At 58.6% G+C, this 20485-nt stretch carries 24 protein-coding genes and 1 tRNA gene; 22 read left to right on the top strand and 3 right to left on the bottom strand.

Features of this window, described 5'->3' with window-relative positions:
• The first annotated feature begins 61 nt into the window (after positions 1-61).
• The 3 genes from lipB (at position 62) to ACFUOZ_RS00660 (ending at position 2633) form a co-directional block, all read left to right on the top strand.
• The gene (lipB, locus tag ACFUOZ_RS00670; RefSeq protein WP_144662548.1) at positions 62-730 is read left to right on the top strand and encodes a lipoyl(octanoyl) transferase LipB; all 669 of its coding nucleotides are present in this window, start codon (positions 62-64) and stop codon (positions 728-730) included.
• Positions 727-1734, top strand: a complete 1008-nt coding sequence (lipA, locus tag ACFUOZ_RS00665) for a lipoyl synthase (RefSeq protein WP_377543630.1) — start codon at positions 727-729, stop codon at positions 1732-1734. The genes lipB and lipA overlap by 4 nt, the downstream gene beginning before the upstream one ends.
• A 137-nt stretch (positions 1735-1871) precedes the next feature.
• The gene (locus ACFUOZ_RS00660) at positions 1872-2633 is read left to right on the top strand and encodes a DUF4191 domain-containing protein (RefSeq protein ID WP_377543627.1); all 762 of its coding nucleotides are present in this window, start codon (positions 1872-1874) and stop codon (positions 2631-2633) included.
• Positions 2634-2720: 87 nt separating this feature from the next.
• On the opposite strand, the gene ACFUOZ_RS00655 is transcribed toward ACFUOZ_RS00660, so the two are convergent.
• On the bottom strand, positions 2721-3158 hold the full coding sequence (locus ACFUOZ_RS00655; protein ID WP_262278191.1) for an RDD family protein: 438 nt from the start codon (positions 3156-3158) through the stop codon (positions 2721-2723).
• Between the two features lie 311 nt (positions 3159-3469).
• Here ACFUOZ_RS00655 and glnA point away from each other — a divergent pair, with 311 nt between their 5' ends.
• Entirely contained in the window at positions 3470-4894 is a 1425-nt protein-coding gene (glnA, locus tag ACFUOZ_RS00650; RefSeq protein WP_262278190.1) for a type I glutamate--ammonia ligase, read from the top strand.
• Between the two features lie 118 nt (positions 4895-5012).
• Here glnA and ACFUOZ_RS00645 read toward each other — a convergent pair whose 3' ends face one another.
• Both ACFUOZ_RS00645 and ACFUOZ_RS00640 read right to left on the bottom strand, forming a co-directional pair.
• Positions 5013-5558 carry a tyrosine-type recombinase/integrase gene (locus ACFUOZ_RS00645; protein WP_377544940.1) on the bottom strand — a complete coding sequence of 182 codons (546 nt, stop codon included), beginning with the start codon at positions 5556-5558 and terminating at the stop codon, positions 5013-5015.
• Between the two features lie 502 nt (positions 5559-6060).
• Positions 6061-6615, bottom strand: a complete 555-nt coding sequence (locus ACFUOZ_RS00640) for a helix-turn-helix domain-containing protein (RefSeq protein ID WP_377543624.1) — start codon at positions 6613-6615, stop codon at positions 6061-6063.
• Positions 6616-6727: 112 nt separating this feature from the next.
• Here ACFUOZ_RS00640 and ACFUOZ_RS00635 point away from each other — a divergent pair, with 112 nt between their 5' ends.
• The 18 genes from ACFUOZ_RS00635 (at position 6728) to ACFUOZ_RS00550 (ending at position 20484) form a co-directional block, all read left to right on the top strand.
• Positions 6728-6916: a helix-turn-helix transcriptional regulator gene (locus tag ACFUOZ_RS00635; protein ID WP_377543622.1), complete on the top strand. Its 189-nt coding sequence runs from the start codon at positions 6728-6730 to the stop codon at positions 6914-6916.
• 354 nt (positions 6917-7270) lie between these two features.
• Positions 7271-7576: a hypothetical protein gene (locus ACFUOZ_RS00630; protein WP_377543619.1), complete on the top strand. Its 306-nt coding sequence runs from the start codon at positions 7271-7273 to the stop codon at positions 7574-7576.
• A 288-nt stretch (positions 7577-7864) separates the two neighbouring features.
• A complete protein-coding gene (locus tag ACFUOZ_RS00625) occupies positions 7865-8734 on the top strand; it encodes a hypothetical protein (protein WP_377543617.1) in 870 nt (289 codons plus the stop codon).
• Positions 8731-9960, top strand: a complete 1230-nt coding sequence (locus ACFUOZ_RS00620; protein WP_377543616.1) for an AAA family ATPase — start codon at positions 8731-8733, stop codon at positions 9958-9960. The genes ACFUOZ_RS00625 and ACFUOZ_RS00620 overlap by 4 nt, the downstream gene beginning before the upstream one ends.
• A gap of 4 nt (positions 9961-9964) precedes the next feature.
• Complete coding sequence (locus tag ACFUOZ_RS00615; RefSeq protein WP_377543614.1) at positions 9965-10597, top strand: hypothetical protein; 633 nt, start codon at positions 9965-9967, stop codon at positions 10595-10597.
• A complete protein-coding gene (locus ACFUOZ_RS00610) occupies positions 10594-11004 on the top strand; it encodes a hypothetical protein (RefSeq protein ID WP_377543612.1) in 411 nt (136 codons plus the stop codon). The genes ACFUOZ_RS00615 and ACFUOZ_RS00610 overlap by 4 nt, the downstream gene beginning before the upstream one ends.
• Positions 11005-11189: 185 nt before the next feature.
• Complete coding sequence (locus ACFUOZ_RS00605) at positions 11190-12311, top strand: hypothetical protein (RefSeq protein ID WP_377543610.1); 1122 nt, start codon at positions 11190-11192, stop codon at positions 12309-12311.
• A 595-nt stretch (positions 12312-12906) separates the two neighbouring features.
• Positions 12907-13104 (top strand): hypothetical protein, encoded by a 198-nt coding sequence (locus ACFUOZ_RS00600; RefSeq protein WP_377543607.1) that lies wholly within the window; start codon positions 12907-12909, stop codon positions 13102-13104.
• 7 nt (positions 13105-13111) lie between these two features.
• Positions 13112-13276 carry a hypothetical protein gene (locus ACFUOZ_RS00595; protein WP_377543605.1) on the top strand — a complete coding sequence of 55 codons (165 nt, stop codon included), beginning with the start codon at positions 13112-13114 and terminating at the stop codon, positions 13274-13276.
• Between the two features lie 201 nt (positions 13277-13477).
• Positions 13478-13550 (top strand) — tRNA-OTHER (locus tag ACFUOZ_RS00590).
• 90 nt (positions 13551-13640) lie between these two features.
• Complete coding sequence (locus ACFUOZ_RS00585) at positions 13641-14930, top strand: hypothetical protein (RefSeq protein ID WP_377543603.1); 1290 nt, start codon at positions 13641-13643, stop codon at positions 14928-14930.
• A 90-nt stretch (positions 14931-15020) separates the two neighbouring features.
• Positions 15021-15611, top strand: coding sequence for an HNH endonuclease (locus tag ACFUOZ_RS00580; protein ID WP_377543601.1), 591 nt, complete (start codon positions 15021-15023; stop codon positions 15609-15611).
• Complete coding sequence (locus ACFUOZ_RS00575; protein ID WP_377543600.1) at positions 15547-15819, top strand: HNH endonuclease; 273 nt, start codon at positions 15547-15549, stop codon at positions 15817-15819. Before ACFUOZ_RS00580 ends, ACFUOZ_RS00575 begins: the two co-directional genes overlap by 65 nt.
• A 96-nt stretch (positions 15820-15915) precedes the next feature.
• Positions 15916-16161, top strand: a complete 246-nt coding sequence (locus ACFUOZ_RS00570) for a hypothetical protein (protein WP_377543599.1) — start codon at positions 15916-15918, stop codon at positions 16159-16161.
• 196 nt (positions 16162-16357) lie between these two features.
• Positions 16358-17623, top strand: coding sequence for a hypothetical protein (locus ACFUOZ_RS00565; RefSeq protein WP_377543597.1), 1266 nt, complete (start codon positions 16358-16360; stop codon positions 17621-17623).
• Complete coding sequence (locus ACFUOZ_RS00560; protein ID WP_377543595.1) at positions 17620-19038, top strand: phage portal protein; 1419 nt, start codon at positions 17620-17622, stop codon at positions 19036-19038. The genes ACFUOZ_RS00565 and ACFUOZ_RS00560 overlap by 4 nt, the downstream gene beginning before the upstream one ends.
• The gene (locus ACFUOZ_RS00555; RefSeq protein WP_377543594.1) at positions 19022-19906 is read left to right on the top strand and encodes a hypothetical protein; all 885 of its coding nucleotides are present in this window, start codon (positions 19022-19024) and stop codon (positions 19904-19906) included. Before ACFUOZ_RS00560 ends, ACFUOZ_RS00555 begins: the two co-directional genes overlap by 17 nt.
• 89 nt (positions 19907-19995) lie before the next feature.
• On the top strand, positions 19996-20484 hold the full coding sequence (locus ACFUOZ_RS00550) for a hypothetical protein (protein WP_377543593.1): 489 nt from the start codon (positions 19996-19998) through the stop codon (positions 20482-20484).
• Position 20485: the final 1 nt, after the last annotated feature.

Below are 20485 nucleotides of genomic sequence, written 5' to 3'. Positions count from 1 at the left end.
GCGACTGAGAGCTTCACCACAAAACCATGGCCAATCTCCTGCTGGGTCTAAGCTTGAACCCATGACTCTTGAGTTTTCACAACTGGGTCTTGCCCCGGACTTCGTTGATTACATGCAGGGCTGGGACCTGCAGCGCGAGATCCACAACAAGGTTGTTGCGGGCGAGCAGAACAGCACCGTCTTGCTTCTGGAGCACGCCGCCGTCTATACGGCTGGCAAGCTCACCGAAGATCACGAGCGGCCCTTCGACGGAACCCCCGTTGTTCCCGTGGACCGAGGCGGAAAACTGACCTGGCACGGTCCCGGTCAGCTGATTGCCTACCCCATCCTAAAACTGAAAAACCGGGCTGGAATCCGCGACTACGTGGAGCGCCTTGAAGCCACGATGATCGCCGTCATGGTGGACTACGGCATCAAGGCCGTCACGGTAAAAGGCCGCGCCGGCGTCTGGGTACTGGCCGACGATAAAGGCCCGGACCGGAAGATTGCCGCCATCGGCATCCGCGTTCTGGACGGCGTCACCATGCACGGTGTCGCCATCAACTGCAGCAACGACCTCGCACCCTATGCCCAGATCATTGCCTGCGGCATCACTGACGCCAGCGTCACCACAATGTCGCTGGAAACCGGCCGGACCATCAACCCCGCCGACATCGTTGACCGCTTCGTGGAAGAATTCCGCAAGCATGAAGAAGCACTCGTTTCCACCCCCGAAGGAGCACTCCAGTGACCCTGGCACCTGAAGGCCGTAAGTTGCTGCGTGTTGAGCAGCGTAACTCGGCGGTTCCTGTTGAGCGTAAGCCTGAGTGGATCAAGGCCAAGGTCCAGATGGGTCCGGAGTTCGTCGCGTTGAAGAACCTGGTGAAGAAGGAAGGCCTGCACACCGTGTGCGAGGAGGCCGGGTGCCCGAACATTTTCGAGTGCTGGGAAGACAAGGAAGCGACGTTCCTGATCGGCGGGTCCGAATGTACCCGGCGCTGTGATTTCTGCCAGATCGATACCGGCAAACCCTCCCCGCTGGACCGTTTCGAACCCACCAAGGTCGCCCGCTCGGTGCAGGCCATGCAGCTGCGCTACGCGACCGTGACCGGGGTGGCCCGTGACGACCTCGAAGACGAGGGCGTGTGGCTGTACGCCGAAACGGTCCGCAAAATCCATGAACTGAACCCCGGTACCGGGGTGGAGCTGCTGATCCCGGACTTCTCCGGCAAACCTGAACACATCGCCGCGATTTGCGAGTCCAAACCCGAAGTGTTCGCCCACAACGTCGAGACCGTGCCGCGGATCTTCAAGCGGATCCGGCCCGCGTTCCGCTACGAGAGGTCCCTGGATGTCATCACCCAGGGCCGGGACCTGGGCATGGTGACCAAGTCCAACCTGATCCTGGGCATGGGCGAGACCCGCGAAGAAATCTCCGAAGCCCTGCGCGACCTGCACGCCGCGGGGTGTGACCTGATTACGATCACCCAGTACCTGCGCCCGTCCGAACGGCACCTGCCCGTGGACCGGTGGGTCAAGCCCCAGGAATTCGTGGACCTCCAGCACGAAGCCGAAGAGATCGGCTTCCTCGGCGTCATGTCCGGGCCTCTGGTCCGCTCCTCCTACCGCGCCGGCCGCCTCTGGGCCACCGCGATGCGCAAAAAGGGCTGGGACATCCCCGAAGCCCTCGCCCACATCGAGTCCTCCGGCACCACCCGCCAGGAAGCCTCCACCATCCTCGCCGCCCACGGCTGAACCAGCCCACAAGCTGAAGCGAAGCGGCGGCAGCAGTACGGCCAACCCGGCAGTACCAGTCAGCAGTTCCGAAGGACCGGATGCCTCACGTAATGGCGTCCGGTCCTTCGGCGTACATCACGTAGAATTAAGGCACTATGGCGAAATCCCCTGATTCCAGCAATTCGACACCCTCGGCCGACGCACCCAAGCGTGGGCTGTTCCAGCGCAAGCCCAAGGAAGCCAAGGCCAAGAAGCCGAGCCAGCTGAAGCAGATCGCTGAAGTCTTCAAGATGACCCGGCGAAACGATCCGCAGGTTGTGTGGATCATGCTGCTGGCGTTCCTCGCCGTGGTAGCCGTAGCCTTCCTGATCGGTTTTCTTCTGGAGAACTGGGTCACCGGACTCATCATCGGCATTCCGCTGGGCCTCCTGGCCGCCGTTTTCATTCTTTCCCGCCGGGCAGAGAAAGCCGCCTTCGCCCAGATCGAAAACCAACCCGGCGCCTCCGGCGCCGCGCTGGGAACGCTTCGACGCGGTTGGGTGACGCAGGACCAGCCCGTTGCTGTTAACCCTCGCACGCAGGACGCCGTGTTCATGGCGATCGGACGTCCCGGCGTCGTACTGGTCAGCGAAGGCCCCACCCACCGGGTCAAGCCGCTGGTGGAAGCCGAGCGCAAGCGCCTTGCCCGCATCCTGCCCAACGTCACTATCCACGTCCTGGAGTCGGGCCGCGGCGAGGGACAGGTCCCGCTCAACAAGCTGGCCAAGACCATGGGCAAGCTGAAGAACGAGCTCACCAAGGTGGAGGTCAATGCGGTGTCCAAGCGCATCAACTCACTGGGCAATCGCCTGCCGATCCCCAAGGGCATCGACCCCTACAAGGCACGTCCTGATCGCAAAGCCGCCCGTGGCCGCTGATTTCTGAACCAAAAAGGAACCGCCCCCGCCTCTTGAAAAGAGGCAGGGGCGGTTTTTTGTTTGGATGGGTTATGGACGCCGAAGCTGTCACATACGGATGAGGATGGTGTTCATTGCTTTATCGTGAAGACCGCGCTGGTCCGGGTCGAAAACGACGGCGGGGATGACCAGGCACAGCAGAAGAGTGCGGACTACGGCCGCCAGTGGACCCGCCGGGCCCCCGCCGAGGCGAACCACGTGAATGCCGGCGATTCTGTGCCCGACGCTGTACCCGAGCGTGCCGATCAGCAGGATCTGCTCCGCCGCGAAAATGGCGAGAGTCGCCCACTGATTTCCGCCGAAGGCGAAGTTGCTGATAACCAACGCGATGGTCCAGTCGATCACGATGCCCAGAATGCGGCGGCCCGCGCGCGCCATGGAGCCCGGACCGGACTCGGGCAGACCGAGCCTCTCACCGGGATATTTGGAGATGCCGGAGGTGTCCGGACCGCTCAACCAGGAGCCAATGTCTTTTCGATCTACCACCCTCCAAGCGTAGCCGCTGGACAGGGAACGGGCATGACGGGCGGCCCGCGGCCTTGAGCGCGAGGGGCGGGATGTTCGACCAGCGGACCGTCGTGGACCCGACACCGGAAAGCAGACTACCGTTTACATGACAGATGATTCTGTAACCTGCCGGAAACAATACTGACACCCCCGGGAAATCCCATCTCCCTATGGTGGTATGAGTTGCCAGCCACCATGGCAGGGGGACCTTTTTGTGTTTCCCGCGCCTCGGTCTGGGCTGCACCACGCGGCCTTCCGGGCCTGTTACTTGATATGCATAAGGAGCATAGATGTTCAAGACTGCGGACGAAGTCCTCAAGTTCATCAAAGACGAAGACGTCAAATTCGTCGATATCCGCTTCACCGACCTTCCTGGTGTCCAGCAGCACTTCAACGTGCCGGCCAAGAGCGTTGACCTGGACTTCTTCGTCCACGGCCAGCTCTTCGACGGATCTTCCATCCGCGGCTTCCAGGGCATCGCCGAGTCGGACATGCAGCTCATCCCGGATGTAACCTCGGCCTTCATCGACACGTTCCGCATCGAGAAGACGCTTGCCCTGAACTTCTCCATCGTGAACCCGCGCACCGGTGACCCCTACCACCGCGACCCCCGTGGTGTGGCAGAGAAGGCAGAAGCTTACTTGGCCTCCACCGGCATCGCCGACACCGCGTTCTTCGCTCCCGAGGCCGAGTTCTTCGTCTTCGACAACATCCAGTACGAGTCCTCCCCGCAGGGCAGCTTCTACAAGATCGACTCCGAAGAAGCCCACTGGAACACCGGCCGCAAGGAAGAGGGCGGCAACCTCGGCTACAAGACCCCCGTCAAGGGCGGCTACTTCCCGGTATCCCCCACTGACAAGCAGGCTGACCTCCGTGACGCCATGTGCGTCGAGCTGGACAAGGCAGGCCTTGAGGTCGAGCGCTCCCACCACGAAGTTGGTTCTGCCGGCCAGGCCGAGATCAACTACAAGTTCACCACGCTGACCGCAGCTGCTGATGACCTGCAGAAGTTCAAGTACGTCATCAAGAACACCGCTGATGCCTGGGGCAAGTCCGTAACGTTCATGCCGAAGCCGGTCTTCGGTGACAACGGCTCGGGCATGCACTGCCACCAGTCACTGTGGAGCAACGGCGATCCCCTGTTCTACGACGAGAAGGGCTACGCCGGCCTTTCCGACACCGCCCGCTGGTACATCGGCGGTCTGCTGAAGCACGCTTCCGCAGTCCTGGCGTTCACCAACCCGACGGTCAACTCCTACCGTCGCCTGGTCAAGGGCTTCGAGGCTCCCGTGAACATGGTGTACTCGCAGGGCAACCGCTCCGCCGGTATCCGCATTCCGATCACGGGCACCAACCCGAAGGCCAAGCGCATCGAGTTCCGCGCGCCGGACCCCTCGTCCAACCCGTACCTTGCCTTCGCTGCACAGCTGATGGCCGGCATCGACGGCATCCGCAACCGCATTGAACCACCGGCACCGATCGACAAGGACCTCTACGAGCTCCCGGCCGAGGAAGCCAAGGACATCCCCAAGGCTCCGGGTTCCCTGGAAGAGGCCCTGGAGGCCCTGCGCGAGGACAACGAGTTCCTGCAGGCCGGCGGCGTCTTCACCCAGGACCTGATCGACACCTGGATCGAGTACAAGTACGAGAACGAGATCCGCCCGCTGTCGCTGCGCCCGAACCCCTACGAGTTCGAGCTCTACTACGGCGTGTAGCTAGATCATGCGGCACAAGCGGGCATAGTCCGCACACAGTCCGCAAGATTCAAGACACAGAAAAGGCCGGCCCCAGGTTTCACCACCTGAGGCCGGCCTTCTTCGTATTCGGATGCTCTCAGGCCTCTCTTGCAGTCCGCCGAGATAGGCGCTCCGCAAGTACACCGGCAACCGCCGCTCGCGCCGTGTCTTCCTTATCCGGCCACATGTGCCCGTATGTGTCGAGAGTTGTTTTAGCTGATGAATGCCTAAGGCTCTTCTGAACAACCTTCACATCCAAGCCTTGGGCGATGAGCAGTGATGCAAAGTAGTGCCTCAGGTCGTGGAACCGGAACCCCTCAGGGAGTCCGGGAACCGACTTCCTGGCCTCCCGAAAGTAGTGCTCCAACCGATGAGGTGAGATGCCGCGGCCATATTCGTTCGTCACGAGTGTCTCACTCCCCCACCGTGAGTGATTCACGGATAGCTCAAGGCATAGATTCTGAGGGATCGGTATCGGATTCTTGGATTCCTCAGTCTTGAGGTCAACGCATGGATATTGAATGGCGGGGGTGATGATGCCTCGCATGAAATCCACGTCGGAGACTCGCAGTGCGACGGCTTCGGCAATCCGCAGACCGGCAAACGCGGCAAGCAGAATCGCTGGCTGTAATCCTGACGGCATCGCATCATGGAGTGCCCACACTTGCTCAGTCGTGGCAACATACGCCCGTTGCTTGCCAGCCTTGGGAGCAGTTCGCCGACTCACTGGGGACTTTGGAAGCAATCCATCATGCACTGCGTCCGCGAACAGCTGGCCCAATCGTGAATGCAGCGCGTAGACAGTGGAGTCCGCCAGCCCTTCATCGCTGAGGCGGGCTGTCCAGGCTTTGACCTCAGATGGTCGAACGCTCTTGAGCGCACGGGCGCCAAAGTCGGCATTGATCCGTTTTATGTGCGTCTTCGCTTGCCGGACAGTTGAGGGCCTGTTGTTTTCGTACCCCCGAAGCCAAGTTGCCGACCACTCTTGGACTGTTGTTAGCGCAGTCTTCGGGTCAACATAGGTGCCAGCGACAACGGAAGCGGTTACCTCGTCCAACCATCGTTGCGCGTCAGTCTTGCGTGGGAAGTGCCGAGCATGCTCTTTGCCGGCTTCATCGCGATAGCGTGCACGCCAAGAACCATTGTCACGCTTCTGAATGCTCGCCATGTTCTCCCGCCCCTTCATCGGCAAGAAGCCATTGCGGCGTCCACTTCTGCATATGGCTTGCTTGGACAACGAGTTGTGTCACGAACTCCCACAGACCCAGACGCTCCCATTGTTCTTGCGGGATCTTCTCCACGTCGTGAACTAGAGCCTGCAAACCAATTTTGCGATCCTCGATCTTCTCTAGCTCGGCCCATATGCGCCTGCTATGAAGCCGCATATATCCGATGTTCATAGCCAAACCTTCAAGGATTTCCGACTCGGCAGGTGGGGCAATCATCATGCCCACCTGGTTCCCCAGCACGCGGGCCAGCCCACGGGCTTCTGCGAGCCGCACAGGTCGCTGTCCCTTTTCGATGCGGCTGATCGTCGTCTGGTGGAAACCCTCCCACCCCTCTTCGGTCATACGCCTAGCCAGCTCGCCCTGCGACCATCCCTTGAGTTCTCGAAGTCTTTGAACGTTTTCCGCGAACTGGTTCTCCTCAGCCTGGTCGGCAACGGCCCGCTCGCCTTGCAGGTTGTATTCATCGCTCATGCCTCAATGATAACCACAAGGTGTTGCGGTTCTTCAATCACTGGTGCATACTTTCTCTAGGCACTCATGTTGCCAATACTCCAACACACCAGATTAGAGAGAGGTGCGGAAGATGACGGAAGTACCAAAACTGAGGACGATTGCAGAGGTCTCAGAGATGACGCGCATACCGGTGAACACCCTGCGCTATTACAGGCATCTGGGCAAGGGTCCGAAAGCCGCGAAATGCGGTGGAAGAGTTATGTACCGCGAAAGCGATGTAATCGACTGGATCAACGCAGCGTTCGAATCAGCAGCTTGAGATGCCCATCTCTGACTTGCAAATGAAGTTCGCCGGCAGACGCGTGCAGTACGTCGGAATGTCCGGCAAGGCGGACGGCCCTAATGGGAAAGTTTGGCGCGTAACCAGCCGGGGTGTCTGGGTGACCTGGGAGAACGGCGAACGCCAGCAGTGCGACCAGACGGCCTGACTGTCATCCCGTAGAGGCAGGGGGGCTCGGAGCCACTCCCTCAAGAGTGTTTGGCAGCCGGGGGGCGATCAAACACGGAACGTACAAAAAAGCGGGCTGATCTCTGCAATTTGCCCTTGCAAGTCCAACCCGCCTGATCAAAACCAGCAAAATATAGATAGGTCTTAATCGTTATGTCTTCTGCAATGACTCTAACCGATCCCTCGAACGATGTCTACGCAACGTGGCTGGATCACTTCGACCAAGCGTCAAGCGTCACACCTTCCGCCTTGGCCGAATTCCAGGAAGAAGTTAGCCACACTCGATACGCGGAAACGGTGCTGCGCCTTGCCAGGGCCGGGAAACTGTCACCGGAGCTGCTGGCAGACGCCACCTACTCGGCATGGCTGAGCGCGGAGAACCCCAAGAAGGTCATGGCGGGCGGCGACTGGGCTGAACTATTCCGCCTTGCCAACAAACCTGACCACGAGTTCTTTGAACGGCTGAGCTAGCTCGGGCCTGCCGGCCCCGTCCTCTTCGGGGCCGGCAGGTAACCACCTTCATCCAAACCCTCAGCGCATAACAAGGACACATCAATGCGTAAACCACCGACCCCTGACATGCAATTCCACGCCATGGACTTCCTAAATCTCGCGCGAGACCTCGGCGCCCGACCTCACGCGGTAGCTTTCTACGTCCGCCAGGCCAGGCACTACGGGCTCACAACACCCCAAATCGCTGCGGGCCTGGGGCGGCCAGTCAGCTTTGTTGAGAGCATACTCGCGGACGGTGGTGTGTGAATGGCACGGGACAGAGCCAACATCAACACCGCAATCCATACGGACCAAGACTGGCGTGACCTAACCATCGCCGAGCAACACCTTTACTGGCTGCTATCTACCCACCCCGACCTGAACTACGTGGGAGTCGTTGACTGGAGGACGGCGCGGCTCGCCGCAATGGCATCCGACGCCACACGCGCCGGCGTGCAGACGACGGCTGAGAGTCTCCAGGAGAAACGCTTCGTCTTCATCGACGAGGAAACAGAGGAAATCCTGGTTCGCTCCTTCATGCGTCACGACGGGCTGTTGAAGCAGCCGAAGCTATCAGTCTCAATGGTCAACGCCTACGGGTCTGTGGCTTCAAAAAAGATCCGCGAAGTTGTGACCTTTGAACTTCAGCGGCTGCACTCTGAGTTCCCAGAATGGGCAGCGTTTAGGCAAGAGAAAGTCATGGCTTTGATCAAAGGGAAGGGTACTGATATGGCTGACTTTACCCAAGCACTTAGGCCTGCCCTTAGCCCTCCATTTACCCCAGCGCTTACCCTAAACGCTGGTCAAGCTGACCCCCTGCCTACAACTACAGCTACTACTACAGCTACATCTTCTAACGAAGATAAAAAGATAAACCCGACAAAACGAAAATCAGCATGCCCCGAAACACTACCCATCACCGACGCAATGCGGGCTTGGGCGAAAGACAACAACATCACAGTTGACCTCGCCGATCAGACCGCACGGTTTCTTGACCATCACGCAGCGAAAGGAAGCATGTTTACGGACTGGAGCAGGGCTTGGTACACGTGGATGCGTAATGCGAAGGACTGGGCCAAGCCGGCACCAGAGACGGGGCAGTCAGTGCCAGCCGGGTATGCGTGGGTGAACCGATGACGCCCGAAGAACTGGTTATAGGTGCGTGCATGCTCACCCCTGACAGCATCAGGTTCGCGTCGGGTGTACTCGAACCCGGCGACTTCAAATCTAAAACCCACGCGGATGTTTTCAGGGCTATCGTTCAGCTCCGCAAGGCCGACGAACCTGTTGAGCCTTTCAGTGTGTGGACGAGGGCTCAGGAGCTTGGCGCCAGGGGCATTGAGGTTGTTGACCTTCACAGGATGGTGGAGGGAGTCGGTTCCGCAGAGTCCATCAGCTTCTACGCGGATCAGGTGAAGGAGGCCTCTTCCCGCCGCAAGCTGTCAATCATCGCAACTTCATTGCTGCGTGAAGCCACTGACGAAACCCGTCACCCTTCACAGGCGGCCCAGGCGGCAGCAGAGGCGATAAAGAACTTGGCGGCGAGCGGCACCCAGCGGATGACCACAAAGACACTGGAAGCCATCCTCGCAGTGCAGGAGGACCACGACTGGCTAATCCCAGACCTGCTGGAGCGTGGTGATCGGCTCATCCTCACAGGCTTCGAAGGAGGTGGCAAAACGACCTGGATCCGGCAAATGCTGATCTGCATGGCAGCCGGCATCCACCCGACCACATGGGACATGTTGGACAACCCGTTGAAGGTCCTTGTCGTTGACGCCGAAAACACCGAGGCGCAGTGGCGAGCGCAGGTCCGCGGCATGACAGCCAAAGCCGCAGCTTACGGAATCGCTGACCCGGCACCGAACGTCGAAATCTACGCGAAGGGCAGGATCGACATCACCAAGGACGCAACCCTCGGCGAAGTCCACCGACTCCTAGACGAGCACTCCCCCGACGTCCTCGCCATCGGCCCGCTCTACAAGATGGTTTCCACCGGCATCAACAACGACCAGGAAGCTGCTCCGCTGATCATGGCCTTGGACTCCCTCCGTGACCGTGGCGTCGCCCTCATCATGGAAGGTCACGCCAGCAAGGGAAACTCTCAAAATCTTGTACGCGACCTAGCGCCGCGAGGATCCGCGGCACTGATGGGTTGGCCCGAGTTTGGCTTCGGACTCCACCCCGACGCCAACAACCCGGACATGACGCTGGTGACCCGATGGCGCGGCGACCGCGAGGCCGGTCGTCTGTGGCCCCGTGAACTGTGGCGCGGTGGAGCTTTCCCGTGGACCGGGGAAACCGTCACCGCACGCACAAGACAGAACTACCTCGGATTCAACGACCACCAAACCGCAGCCTAGCCACATGACCACCCTTCGCCAGGAGACACAACATATGTTGCACGCAGACCTTCGCTCCACCGTCCACCGCCTCACACGCGACCACAAAACCACTCACGTGGACGCCGTAACAGGTCAAGTGACTTACCCGACCGAACTGGCGCTGTTCACCCAGCTTCGTCAAGAGCAAGCCTCGGGAAGTCGCGCAGCGACCGGGGCCAAGTCCTCCGGGTCACGCTCCCCTATCGCCCTGGGAGCAGTCACCCTGTGGTCTGAAATCCGCGAAATCCTCAACACCATGCACATTGCCCTCACCGGCAAAGACAACCCGGCACTGTCCCCGGAGCAGAAGCTCCTGAGCTGGGCAGAGGCAGCCAATCTGGACGAGAGCGGTCAGAGCGCCGAGCGGTGCCTCCGGTCTGCCACGAAATGGGCGTCCGCGATAGAGGCACTCCTGAACCCCGTCCCACGCCTGGAAGTGAAAGGCGCCTGCCCCGCATGCCACGCCACCCACGCATGGACATGGGTCGAAGACGAATACGTGCGGAACACCGCCATCACCGCGACAAGACACGAAGCACGCTGCGGCGCCTGCAACACAAGCTGGGAAGGGCCAGCAATCAACGACCTCGCAACCACACTTGGGAAGGCAGCATGAACGTCACCAAACCCCTCGCCGGCCTCACCAGCTACGGCATGACCCGAGACGAGGCAGCCGGAAAATGGGTCCCTTGCAACTACGACGAACCCGGTGTCATCCACGCAGTACGCCCCGCAGCCGCCGAACCCAAGATGAAAAACCCCTACTTCATCGAAGAGACGCAGGACTACCGTGCCGCGCTATGCGGGGCCTTGGTGAAGGTCATCATGCCGAACACGTTCAAGCCCTGTGAGGATGGCGCCTGCCCCGAGTGCATCGAAGAACTAGAAGTTGCCGAAGTCCGCGAAGTACTGGTGACCGGACCGCAGTTCACGTCCCCCTTGGGCGATTCCTGGTACTCACACGGCAACCTCAAAAACCCCGCATACAAGCGCCGACGCGAGGCTGAACGCGAGCAAAAGTGACCGCAGTAAAGCGAGAATTCCATCCGCGTAATTACGTGCTTGTCATCCGCCAATCCACCTGTTAAACTGGAGCTACAGACCACAGGTCTGCCCAAAACAAAGTGAAGCCCCGTCGAGCAAACCGCTCCGGGGCTTCACGCGTCTCTCGTCACCGATTCGTGATTTTACTCTGCAATAATCTAGCCATGCACCATCATGACGAAGACGAAAGGCGCGAGCAGACGCGCGCTCTTGTCTTTCGTGGCGGCAGGTTTGAGCTAGATGGCGTGCACATTAATGGCCTCGCCGAGTTGCTGCGCTATCAAAAGTTGTTTCTTGAGATCGGCAAGGACATCTGGAGAGAGGTTTCCGGAGATAACGTTCCCACTCCGAAGTTTTTAGAAGATCTTCTTCAGCTTCGTTTGATGAAACTCAAAGACGGGTCGGTAGATACCGAGGTCCGGCCAGACTACGCTCCGGCTTTGGAGTATGAAGATGACGATGACGTGGTTAAGTCGACTGTGGATCGAATCGACGAAGTCTTCCGTCAGATAACTTCCGGAATCGACATTAGACACGACTTCACTGAAGGTTCCAGGAACGCCTTCAAAGACCTTGGCCGAGGATTCCGAGGAGACGAACGAGTCTCTATGGGGAGACCGGGACAAGATCTAATCACGTATACGCGGGAGCTACGACGCAAAGCCATCAAGTCTCTTGACGCGCAGATCTCCACCAGGTCTGGACGCCTCTTAGGGCGCTTGACGCGGCTAAATACTGACGCGGGAACGTTCACCTTTCGGCTCAGCGCCGGGCGGGCGATCAACGGCAAGATACCCAACGGATCGATAATCCCAGACCTCAAAGCGGCCTTGGATGTCCCAGGCAGTGCTGTGCTGAACATCATTACCTGCACATTCAAAGTTCGAGGCTCAAGCGGCCCCTTGTCCATTTCGGCAGTCTCGGGGGTTGAGGTGTTCGAATGCAGCGAGCAGCACGCCGTCCAACTCCACCGCCTAGCCGAGACACCCAACGGCTGGCTGGACGGACAGGGTTGCGAGGTGCCTCTACCCGCTCTTGAGCGCACGCGCGACCTGCTGGTACTTCTCGAAAGTATTGGTATGCCGTCGCCCGGGGTCTTCGCGCGCCCGGAAGGTGGCGTTAACGTCGAATGGTTATCCGCCCTATCACACGTGGTCATAGAAATTGATGGGATCGGATCTATGGACGCGTTTGCCTACGATCAGTCGACTGATTCGACTGCCGAATTGGAAACAAATGATGTCGAAGCTGTCGTTTCCTTCGCGAAGGACAACGTGAATGGATGAGCAGGCTAGCTTCGCTGAACTAGAGCCGGCTGAACGAGTGCTCGAAGACGAAGCCGAGTTCTACTTCCGTCAGTGCCATCCGAGCTTTTACGACGCACAGGTCGGGCAACCCACCTCCCAGATGCTCGGTGACTTTCCAGTGGACCAGGGAAAGCTTTCTGGCAGTCGCTCGTCGAAGCGAACGGCTCTGGAGGCCCACCTAGACTTCTCGGGTAAGTCGGTTGGCACGTGGGGGGTATCAATAGGGGAAGTGATCTCAGCCGGGTGCCGAGTCGTGGATGACAGTGCGCTGCCGGAAGTTCCGTATGGACACGCATACTTAGACACTAGGCACTTCACGGGCAAGAAAGCTGAGCGCAAACGGGCGACAAGCCGAATACTTATTGCCATGCACAAGGAAGGGCGTTTGGCACCTTAGTGCCTTTTCGTTGCTCACTCACGCATCTCGATGTTGGACGAACTACATCACAATAGGGCTCTGGTAACCCGGGCCTTTCCCTTTGCCCAAACGGGGGTCAGCATGTGCCAGACAGTCGTGACGAACATGCTCGATGCCTCATTCAGGTGCGATAGGTGCTCAGCGCAAGCGTTCCGCATGTACGCGCTACTCTCCACCGAACGCTGCCCAGACGGGGAACTGTTCTTCTGCGTACACCACGCGAACCAGTACCACGCAGCCCTCGAACCCCTCACCGAGTACATGGCAGACGAGTCCTACCGCCTGTATGAGGGCATCAAAGACGACCACTGGGTTGAAGGCCAAGAAGCGTCCCACCCATCCACAAGGAAATGAGCACACCATGGCCCGCAAATTCACCTACGCTGACGTTCGCAACTGGCGAGTAGTCAACAACGCCGGGAAGACCCTGCGCGACGGTGACAATAAGCCACTCAACCACTTCGACGGATACCGCAACGCCCAGGCCGCAGCGACCAAGCTCGGCGGATACGCAGTGCGCGTCTAGATTTTCTGCACCCGGTTAAGCGTGGCGACGCACCCCCTGGTTTCCGCCACGTCAAGCCCACTCGTGCTGCTCATCACAATGGGCTGCCGGGTGCAGAAACAAATTTCCGCGTGCTGGCCCACCAAGCAACACCGCCGGCCACTTGCAAGGCGCGGAAAACACAACTGAATAGTGCCTGACGAACATGAGCGTCAGTCACACGGGAGTAGAAGAGTCAAGGTGACAGGGCTGACTGTAAATCAGTCCACGGCAGGTTCGATTCCTGCTGCTCCCACGAGGACAGAGAACACCCCCGGCCGACAACTGACACAGCGGGGACGAGCTAGTACCTGTCCATCACCCTTATGAGCAAAAGGAGCAAGCCGTGAACCGCAAATGCAAATACGGGCTAGTCAAAGACCCAGCCCACGCGACCATCCCATCACGGCAACTCTCCAAACTGCTCGGCATCTCCAAATCAGCCATCAACGACTGCCGCTCAGGGAACTGCATCTGCGAACCCGACACCAACACGCACCCAGCAACCGCCCCAGTCCTCACCGGCAAAGCCGACGTACGCCCAGACGGTGGCGAGTTCATCGACGTGCAAACCGAACAACCAGTCACCGACTGGACCCACATCTTCCAACGGTTCAACCTGAACCCCGAAGAGTTCTCCATCGTCAACGACACAGTACGATGCGGAACCTGGCAGCAATCCAAAGCACTCGAAGACGGCACACGCGATGTCGTGAACCTGTACTCATACCGGGCGCAGTTCACCCGCAAACAAGCCGCTCAGAACATTGACCTGCCGGCGCTCTACGCAGCCTCCAAGCAAGCCACACCGAAGCCGTTACAGAATGGTAGCGACCGCGCCACCATTATTGTTTGGGCAGACCCGCAGATCGGCAAGACCGGATCCCGCGGCGGCACCAAAGAACTCATCGCACGATCCGTCGTGATCCGAGAAAAGCTCGACGCACTGTTAGCCGAACGTGAACCCGATCAGATCATGATCGCGGACGCAGGCGACGGTATCGAAGGGTTCGAATCCGGGGGCAACCCCATGTTCACGAACGACCTGTCACTGTCGGCGCAGCTCGACACCTACGGCACAGAGCTGTTCGAATACATCAACCTCGCCCACTACCACGCACCCGTGACCGTCGCAGGCATACCAAGCAATCATGCTGCGTGGAGGAACGGTAAGCAGCAGCTAGGCAAGCCCGGCGATGACCTCGGCCTGTTCATGCACAAGCAAGTCGCCAAAGTCACCGACGCTAAGAACATGGCAGTCAAATGGACCAAGCCAGCAGAGTACGACGAGTCAGTAGCAGTGGACTTCTACGGCACCAAGATCGGACTAGTCCACGGCAACCAGTTCGGGCCAGGGCAAGCCGTCACATGGTGGCAGAAACAAGCGTTCGGAGCCCAAGCAGCAGCAACAGCCGACATCCTCGTACACGGCCACTACCACTCATTCAGCGCATCAGTAGCGGGACGCAACCCAGCAACCGGGCGGCAACGGTACTGCCTTGGAGCGCCAACACTCGACAACGGATCAGACTGGTTCCGGCAAACACAAGGCAGAGACAGTGACCCCGGCCTGCTCGTGTTCGACATAACACCCGAAGGCTTTGACCTGTCCTCACTCACCATCCTCACCGCATAGAGCCAATAAAGATTCCGGGATTAATTACCCCGGACAGAAGGCCCCACGCCTGGAACGTGGGGCCTTCGCCTTTTCCAGGGAGAACCACACATGCCACGCAAGATGACCCTCACATGCTGCCTCTGCAACGAACCCATGTGGGCCGGAACAACATCAAAGCCTCATGGTGAAGCCGCGCATAACAAATGCCGGCGAGAAGCCAACGTGATCAACAACCACGGGACAACCGGATACCGTCAAGGTTGTCGATGCGATGAATGCAAGCACGGACAATACATCTACCTGACCCAGTACGCGGCAAAGGTTAAAGCCGAGCAGGGCCTACACCCGAACACCCTGCGGCGTAAGAAGTTCAAAGAGGAACACGGATACTGGCCCGAAGTATCCAGGTCCACATGGATAGCACCGAAGCTTAGGCACAAGCTCTACGAACGCGACAACTGGACATGCCAGCTCTGCGGCGAACCAATAGACCGCGGCGCTGACCGCAACGCGAACTACGCGCCATCGCTCGATCACATAGTCCCGCAGTCGCACACGCTGTTCCCAGACCACGACCCCAGCAATCTGCGCACTGTCCATCGTCTATGCAACTCCAAGCGAGGAAACACCTTAGATGCCAGCGGTGAAGCGGAACAGCGCACGACGCGACCTGCATCGAAAGCGGATAGCAAAGGATGAACCGGCCTGTCACATCTGCGGCAAGCCAATCGACTACAGCCTCCCACACCTAGACCCATGGTCGTTCGTAGTGGACCACGTGAAGCCCCTAGCCAAGGGCGGAACAGACACGCTAGACAACAAGAAAGCCGCTCACCGCGAGTGCAACTCCAAGAAGCGAGCAAGACTCGTCGCACCCATCGTCAAGCGGTCAGGGTCACTCGACTAGACCCAGGGGTAGGCCACCCCACCCCGCCAAGCTAAGCCCCGCAGGGTGTAGTCGTCCTCTCTCCCCGGCATTTTTTCCCAAATCGGAGGCTCAATCGTGACGGATCGGATGTCGATTGTTGAGGCTGCTGAGGATGGTTCTACGAGGGATTTGTTGGTGGCTATGCGGGCTCGTATTGCTCAGGCGGTGGGTGATTCGGAGACGCCGGCCCGTGATCTTGCTGCTTTGACTAAGAGGCTGGTGGAGGTCGTGCGGGATATCGAGGCGATTGACGCCCGTGAGGAAGAAGCGGAGTCTCATGCCGAAGTCAGCGACGGGGAGTTCAACCCGGAAGACATCTAAGGCTGATGCGCCGCCTAAGTTGAGTGATGTTGCTCGTGAGGTTGTTTATCCGCGGGGCATTGTTACTACGGCGTGGCCTCGGGTTGTTGCTCAGTGCGCGAAGATGGGCGTTGCTTTTGATTCTTGGCAGCATGGGGTTGGGAACATTGCGCTGGGGAAGCGTAAGGATGGGAAGTACGCGGCGACTGTTGGCGGCGTGGTTCTGTCTATCCCTCGCCAGGTTGGTAAGACGTTCCTTGTTGGCATGATCATCATTGCCCTGTGTGTGATCTTTCCTGGTTTTACGGCTTTGTGGACTGCTCACCGTACCCGCACGGCGTCGATGACGTTCGCTTCTATGCAGGCGATGGTGCGGAAGAAGAAGGTTTGGCCTCATATCCGGGCTATTCGCACGTCGAATGGTGAGCAGGAGATTCGTTTCAAGAACGGGTCGATCATCATGTTCGGTGCGCGTGAGCAGGGTTTCGGGCGTGGCTTTGACAAGGTTGATGCCGAGATTTTCGATGAGGCGCAGATCCTTACTGAGAAGGCGCTTGAGGATATGGTGCCGGCTGCTAACCAGTCTCAGCAGGAGTCTGGTGCGTTGTTGTTCTTTATGGGCACTCCCCCGCGGCCTAGTGATCCTGGTGAGGAATTCAGCAACCGGCGTTTTAAGGCGATTTCTGGCAAGTCCAAGGACATGGTTTATGTGGAGTTCTCCGCGGACCATGACGCGGATCCTGATGACCGTGAGCAGTGGGCTAAGGCTAACCCGTCTTTCCCGCATCGGACTTCGGTTGAGTCGATTGAGCGTATGCGGGAGAACCTCACGGATGATGATTCGTTCAAGCGTGAGGCGTTGGGGATTTGGGACGCTGAGGACTCGGCGCGGGTCATTGATGAGGTGTCGTGGAACGCGGTTGCGGATCCGGCGTCTATGGCTATTGATCGGTTGACTTTGGCTGTTGATGTTCCTCCTGATCGTTCGATTGCGTCTGTGGCGCTCGCGGGTTTGCGTGCTGATGGTCGTTGGCATGTGGAGCTTGATGATTCCCGTAAGGGTGTTGATTGGGTGATTCCGTGGGTGAAGTCGCGGGCTGCGAAGAATCGCCTGCATGCGGTTGTGGTTGATGAAATGTCTGGCCTCGTAGAGGAACGTCGCGGTAAGCATTACCTGACTGGGACCGATGTGTTGGTTACTTTGGCTGCTGCTGAGGGTCGGCACATGTCGATTGCGTGTGCGAAGTTCTTTGATGGCGTGATTGACAGGTCGGTGTTGCACACGGACCAGCCACAGGTGAATGTGGCTTTGTCTTTGGCTAGGAAGCGGCCTTTGGCTGGTGGTTGGGCGTGGAACCGTAAGGATGCCGCGTCGGATATCACACCGGTTGTTGCTGAAACTCTTGCCCTTTGGGGGGCTCAAAACGAAAACGTTAACCGTCCTACGCGGCGGGCTGAATCTAGGACGGCGGTGGTTCTGTGACTTTCGAGAAGCTGTCTGTTCCTGGGCTTAGTGAGGATGAGCTTGGTGTTCTGAATCGGAATGCTGAGGCTTTGGCAGCGAAGTCGAACCGGAATCTTTTGCGGTCTTCTTACTATGACGGTAAGCGTGCGGCGCAGATGATCGGCAATGTCATTCCTCCGCAGTACGCGAATATTGGGTTGGCGTTGGGTTGGGCTGCTAAGGGCGTTGACGGCCTGGCGCGGCGTTGCAATCTGGATAAGTTCATTTGGCCTGATGGCGATCTTGGTGACATCGGGCTTAAGGAGCTTGAGGAAAGCAATTTCCTTTTGTCGGAGATTTCTCAGGCTGAGACCGATTCGCTGATCCATGGCGTTTCGTACCTGATCACAACTAAGGGTGACGAGGCCGCTGGTGAGCCGGCTGCGCTCGTGCACGCCAAGGATGCTCTGAACGCCTACGGCGAGTGGAACGTTCGCAAGCGCGGGCTGGATAACCTTTTGTCAGTCACGGCCCGTGAGGACAACCAAATCACTGGGTTTGTGCTGTACCTGTTCAACGAGACGATCAGTGCTGAGAAACATGAGGGTGTTTGGTCGGTTAAGCGGTCGCCCCACACGTTTGGCGTGCCGGTTGATCCGTTGGTTTATCGTCCTCGTGGGTCGCGTCGTATGGGCCGTTCCCGCATCACTCGCCCTGTCATGGCTCATCAGGACGCCGCGTTGCGTGCGCTTGTGCGCCTTGAGGGCCACATGGATATCTACACGATTCCTAAGCTGATCTTGTTGGGCGCGGATGAGGGTATCTTCCGTAACCCTGACGGGTCCATGAAGGCGTCTTGGCAGATTGCTTTGGGGCGGACTTTCGGCATCCCGGATAGCACTGATAACTCGCAGGATAATCAGCGTGCGGATGTGAAGCAGTTTGATGGGCAGTCTCCTAAGCCGCACCTTGAGCAGTTGAATGCTTTGGCTAAGTTGATGGCTCGTGAGACTGATCTGCCGGATTCTGATTTTGCTTTGACTGACATGGCGAACCCTACTAGTGAGGGTTCGTACATTGCGGGCAGGGAGAACCTGATTGCTGAGGCTGAGGGCGCGATGGATGACTGGTCGGTTCCGATCAGGCGCACCGTGAACCGGGCTCTTGCTATTCAGGGCGGTTTGGATGCTGTGCCTGATGAGTGGGGTTCGATTGAGCCTAAGTGGCGCTCGCCTATCTATTTGTCTCGTTCTGCTGCGGCTGATGCTGGGGCTAAGCAGATCAGTGTTGTTCCTTGGTTGGCTGAGACTGAGGTTGGTCTTGAGTTGCTGGGGTTGGATGAGCAGCAGATCAGGCGGGCGATGTCTGATAGGCGGCGTGCTGCTGGTCGTGCGGTTGTTGCGGCTTTGAACCCGCAGCAGCCGGCGCAGGTTGCTAATGCTGACGGCCAGTGAGTCTAAGGCGGCGCTGCAATTAGTTGTTGGGGCTGCGGTAACCGCAGCCGTGTCGCTTGTTGGCAAAGTGTCAGGCACGCCTGAGCAGCAACGCGCTGTGCTGTTAGAAGCGACGCCAGAAGTCATTGCGTACTACTCAGTAGGCGCCGCCGCTTTAGCCGCGGATTTCTACGATGACGCACGTGAGGTCGCTGGCCCGCCGAAGCTCTACGTGGCCGAACCGATTGTTGTTGACCGCACGGAGAAGGTTCGTCGCGCGATTGCGTGGGCTTCTGAACCTCTATTCGGTGGCGAACCCAGCAGAGCTGGGGATCGGTTGGCCGAGATAATCCAGCTAGAAACAGCGCGTCCTTACCGCGACACGATCATCACAAACCGCAGACGCGATCCTTCTGCGGTTGGGTGGCGTCGCATATCTCGGGGTGGGAAGAGTTGTAAGTTCTGCCGGATGTTGGCTGATCGTGGCGCGGTTTACAGTGATAAGACAGCTCGATTCGCAGCCCATGGTCATTGCGGTTGCACTGCTCAGCCAGTCTTCTCAACCGATGACTTCGGGGAAGAGGCAAGCGCCTTGCAATATCTGGCGAGCAAGAAGCGCAGGACACCTGCTCAGCAAGCGCAGCTTCGCGAGTACCTGAACACGCACTATTCAGCTAACCCCAAGGGAGTGGTAGTGCCTGCTGGAAAGCCTAAGGCATCTTCATTGACTCCTGATGAGAAGTCTTCACGGCTCCAAGCTCAGCTCAAATCTCTAGAGGGTTCGCTTGCGAAGCTCAAGTCACGTGCTGCCGCTGGCGAAGATGTCTCAACGCCCCTTAAGTGGCAAGAAAATCGCATTGCAGAACTAAGGCGCCAACTTTCTAAGTAATGAAACTTCCACGGATAACCGTGGGTATGCGCAACGGTCGCGCTTCAAGGCCGGTCTAACGTTCGACGGAACAGAAACGGGGTAATCCGATGACTACTGCACCCAATCCTGCCGATCCTGGCGCTCCTGCCGGCAATGAGCCGGAACCGCAGGGGAAGTCGTTCACTCAGGCTGATGTTGATCGCATCGTTCGTGAACGTCTCGCTCAGCAGGCAAAGAACCAGTTTGGCGACTACGAGGATCTGAAATCCAAGGCCGGCGAAACGCAAACCTTGGAACAGCGAGTCGCTGACATGGCAACCGAGATGGCTACCGCTAAGGCGGACGCTCTACGGTCGCGGGTCGCAGCAGAGTTCGGGATCAGCGCTAAGAAGGGGCCGAACGGCGAACCTTCTGACGCTGACCTTTTCCTCACCGGATCGGATGAAGCAACTCTGACCGCGCAGGCTGAGCGCCTTGCAGGTCGGGAAGCGGAGCGGAAGAAGCAAGGCAATTTCGCGCCGAAGGAAGGCTTGACCCCTTCCAACCCTGGCGACCCGCTTAGGGATTTCACGAAGAAACTTTTCAACAAAGAATAGG

The organism is Paenarthrobacter sp. NPDC057355 (assembly GCF_042667405.1).
Classification (GTDB): domain Bacteria; phylum Actinomycetota; class Actinomycetes; order Actinomycetales; family Micrococcaceae; genus Arthrobacter.
The sequence above is the reverse complement of the archived record's forward strand: the minus strand, read 5'-3'. Positions and strand labels throughout refer to the sequence as shown.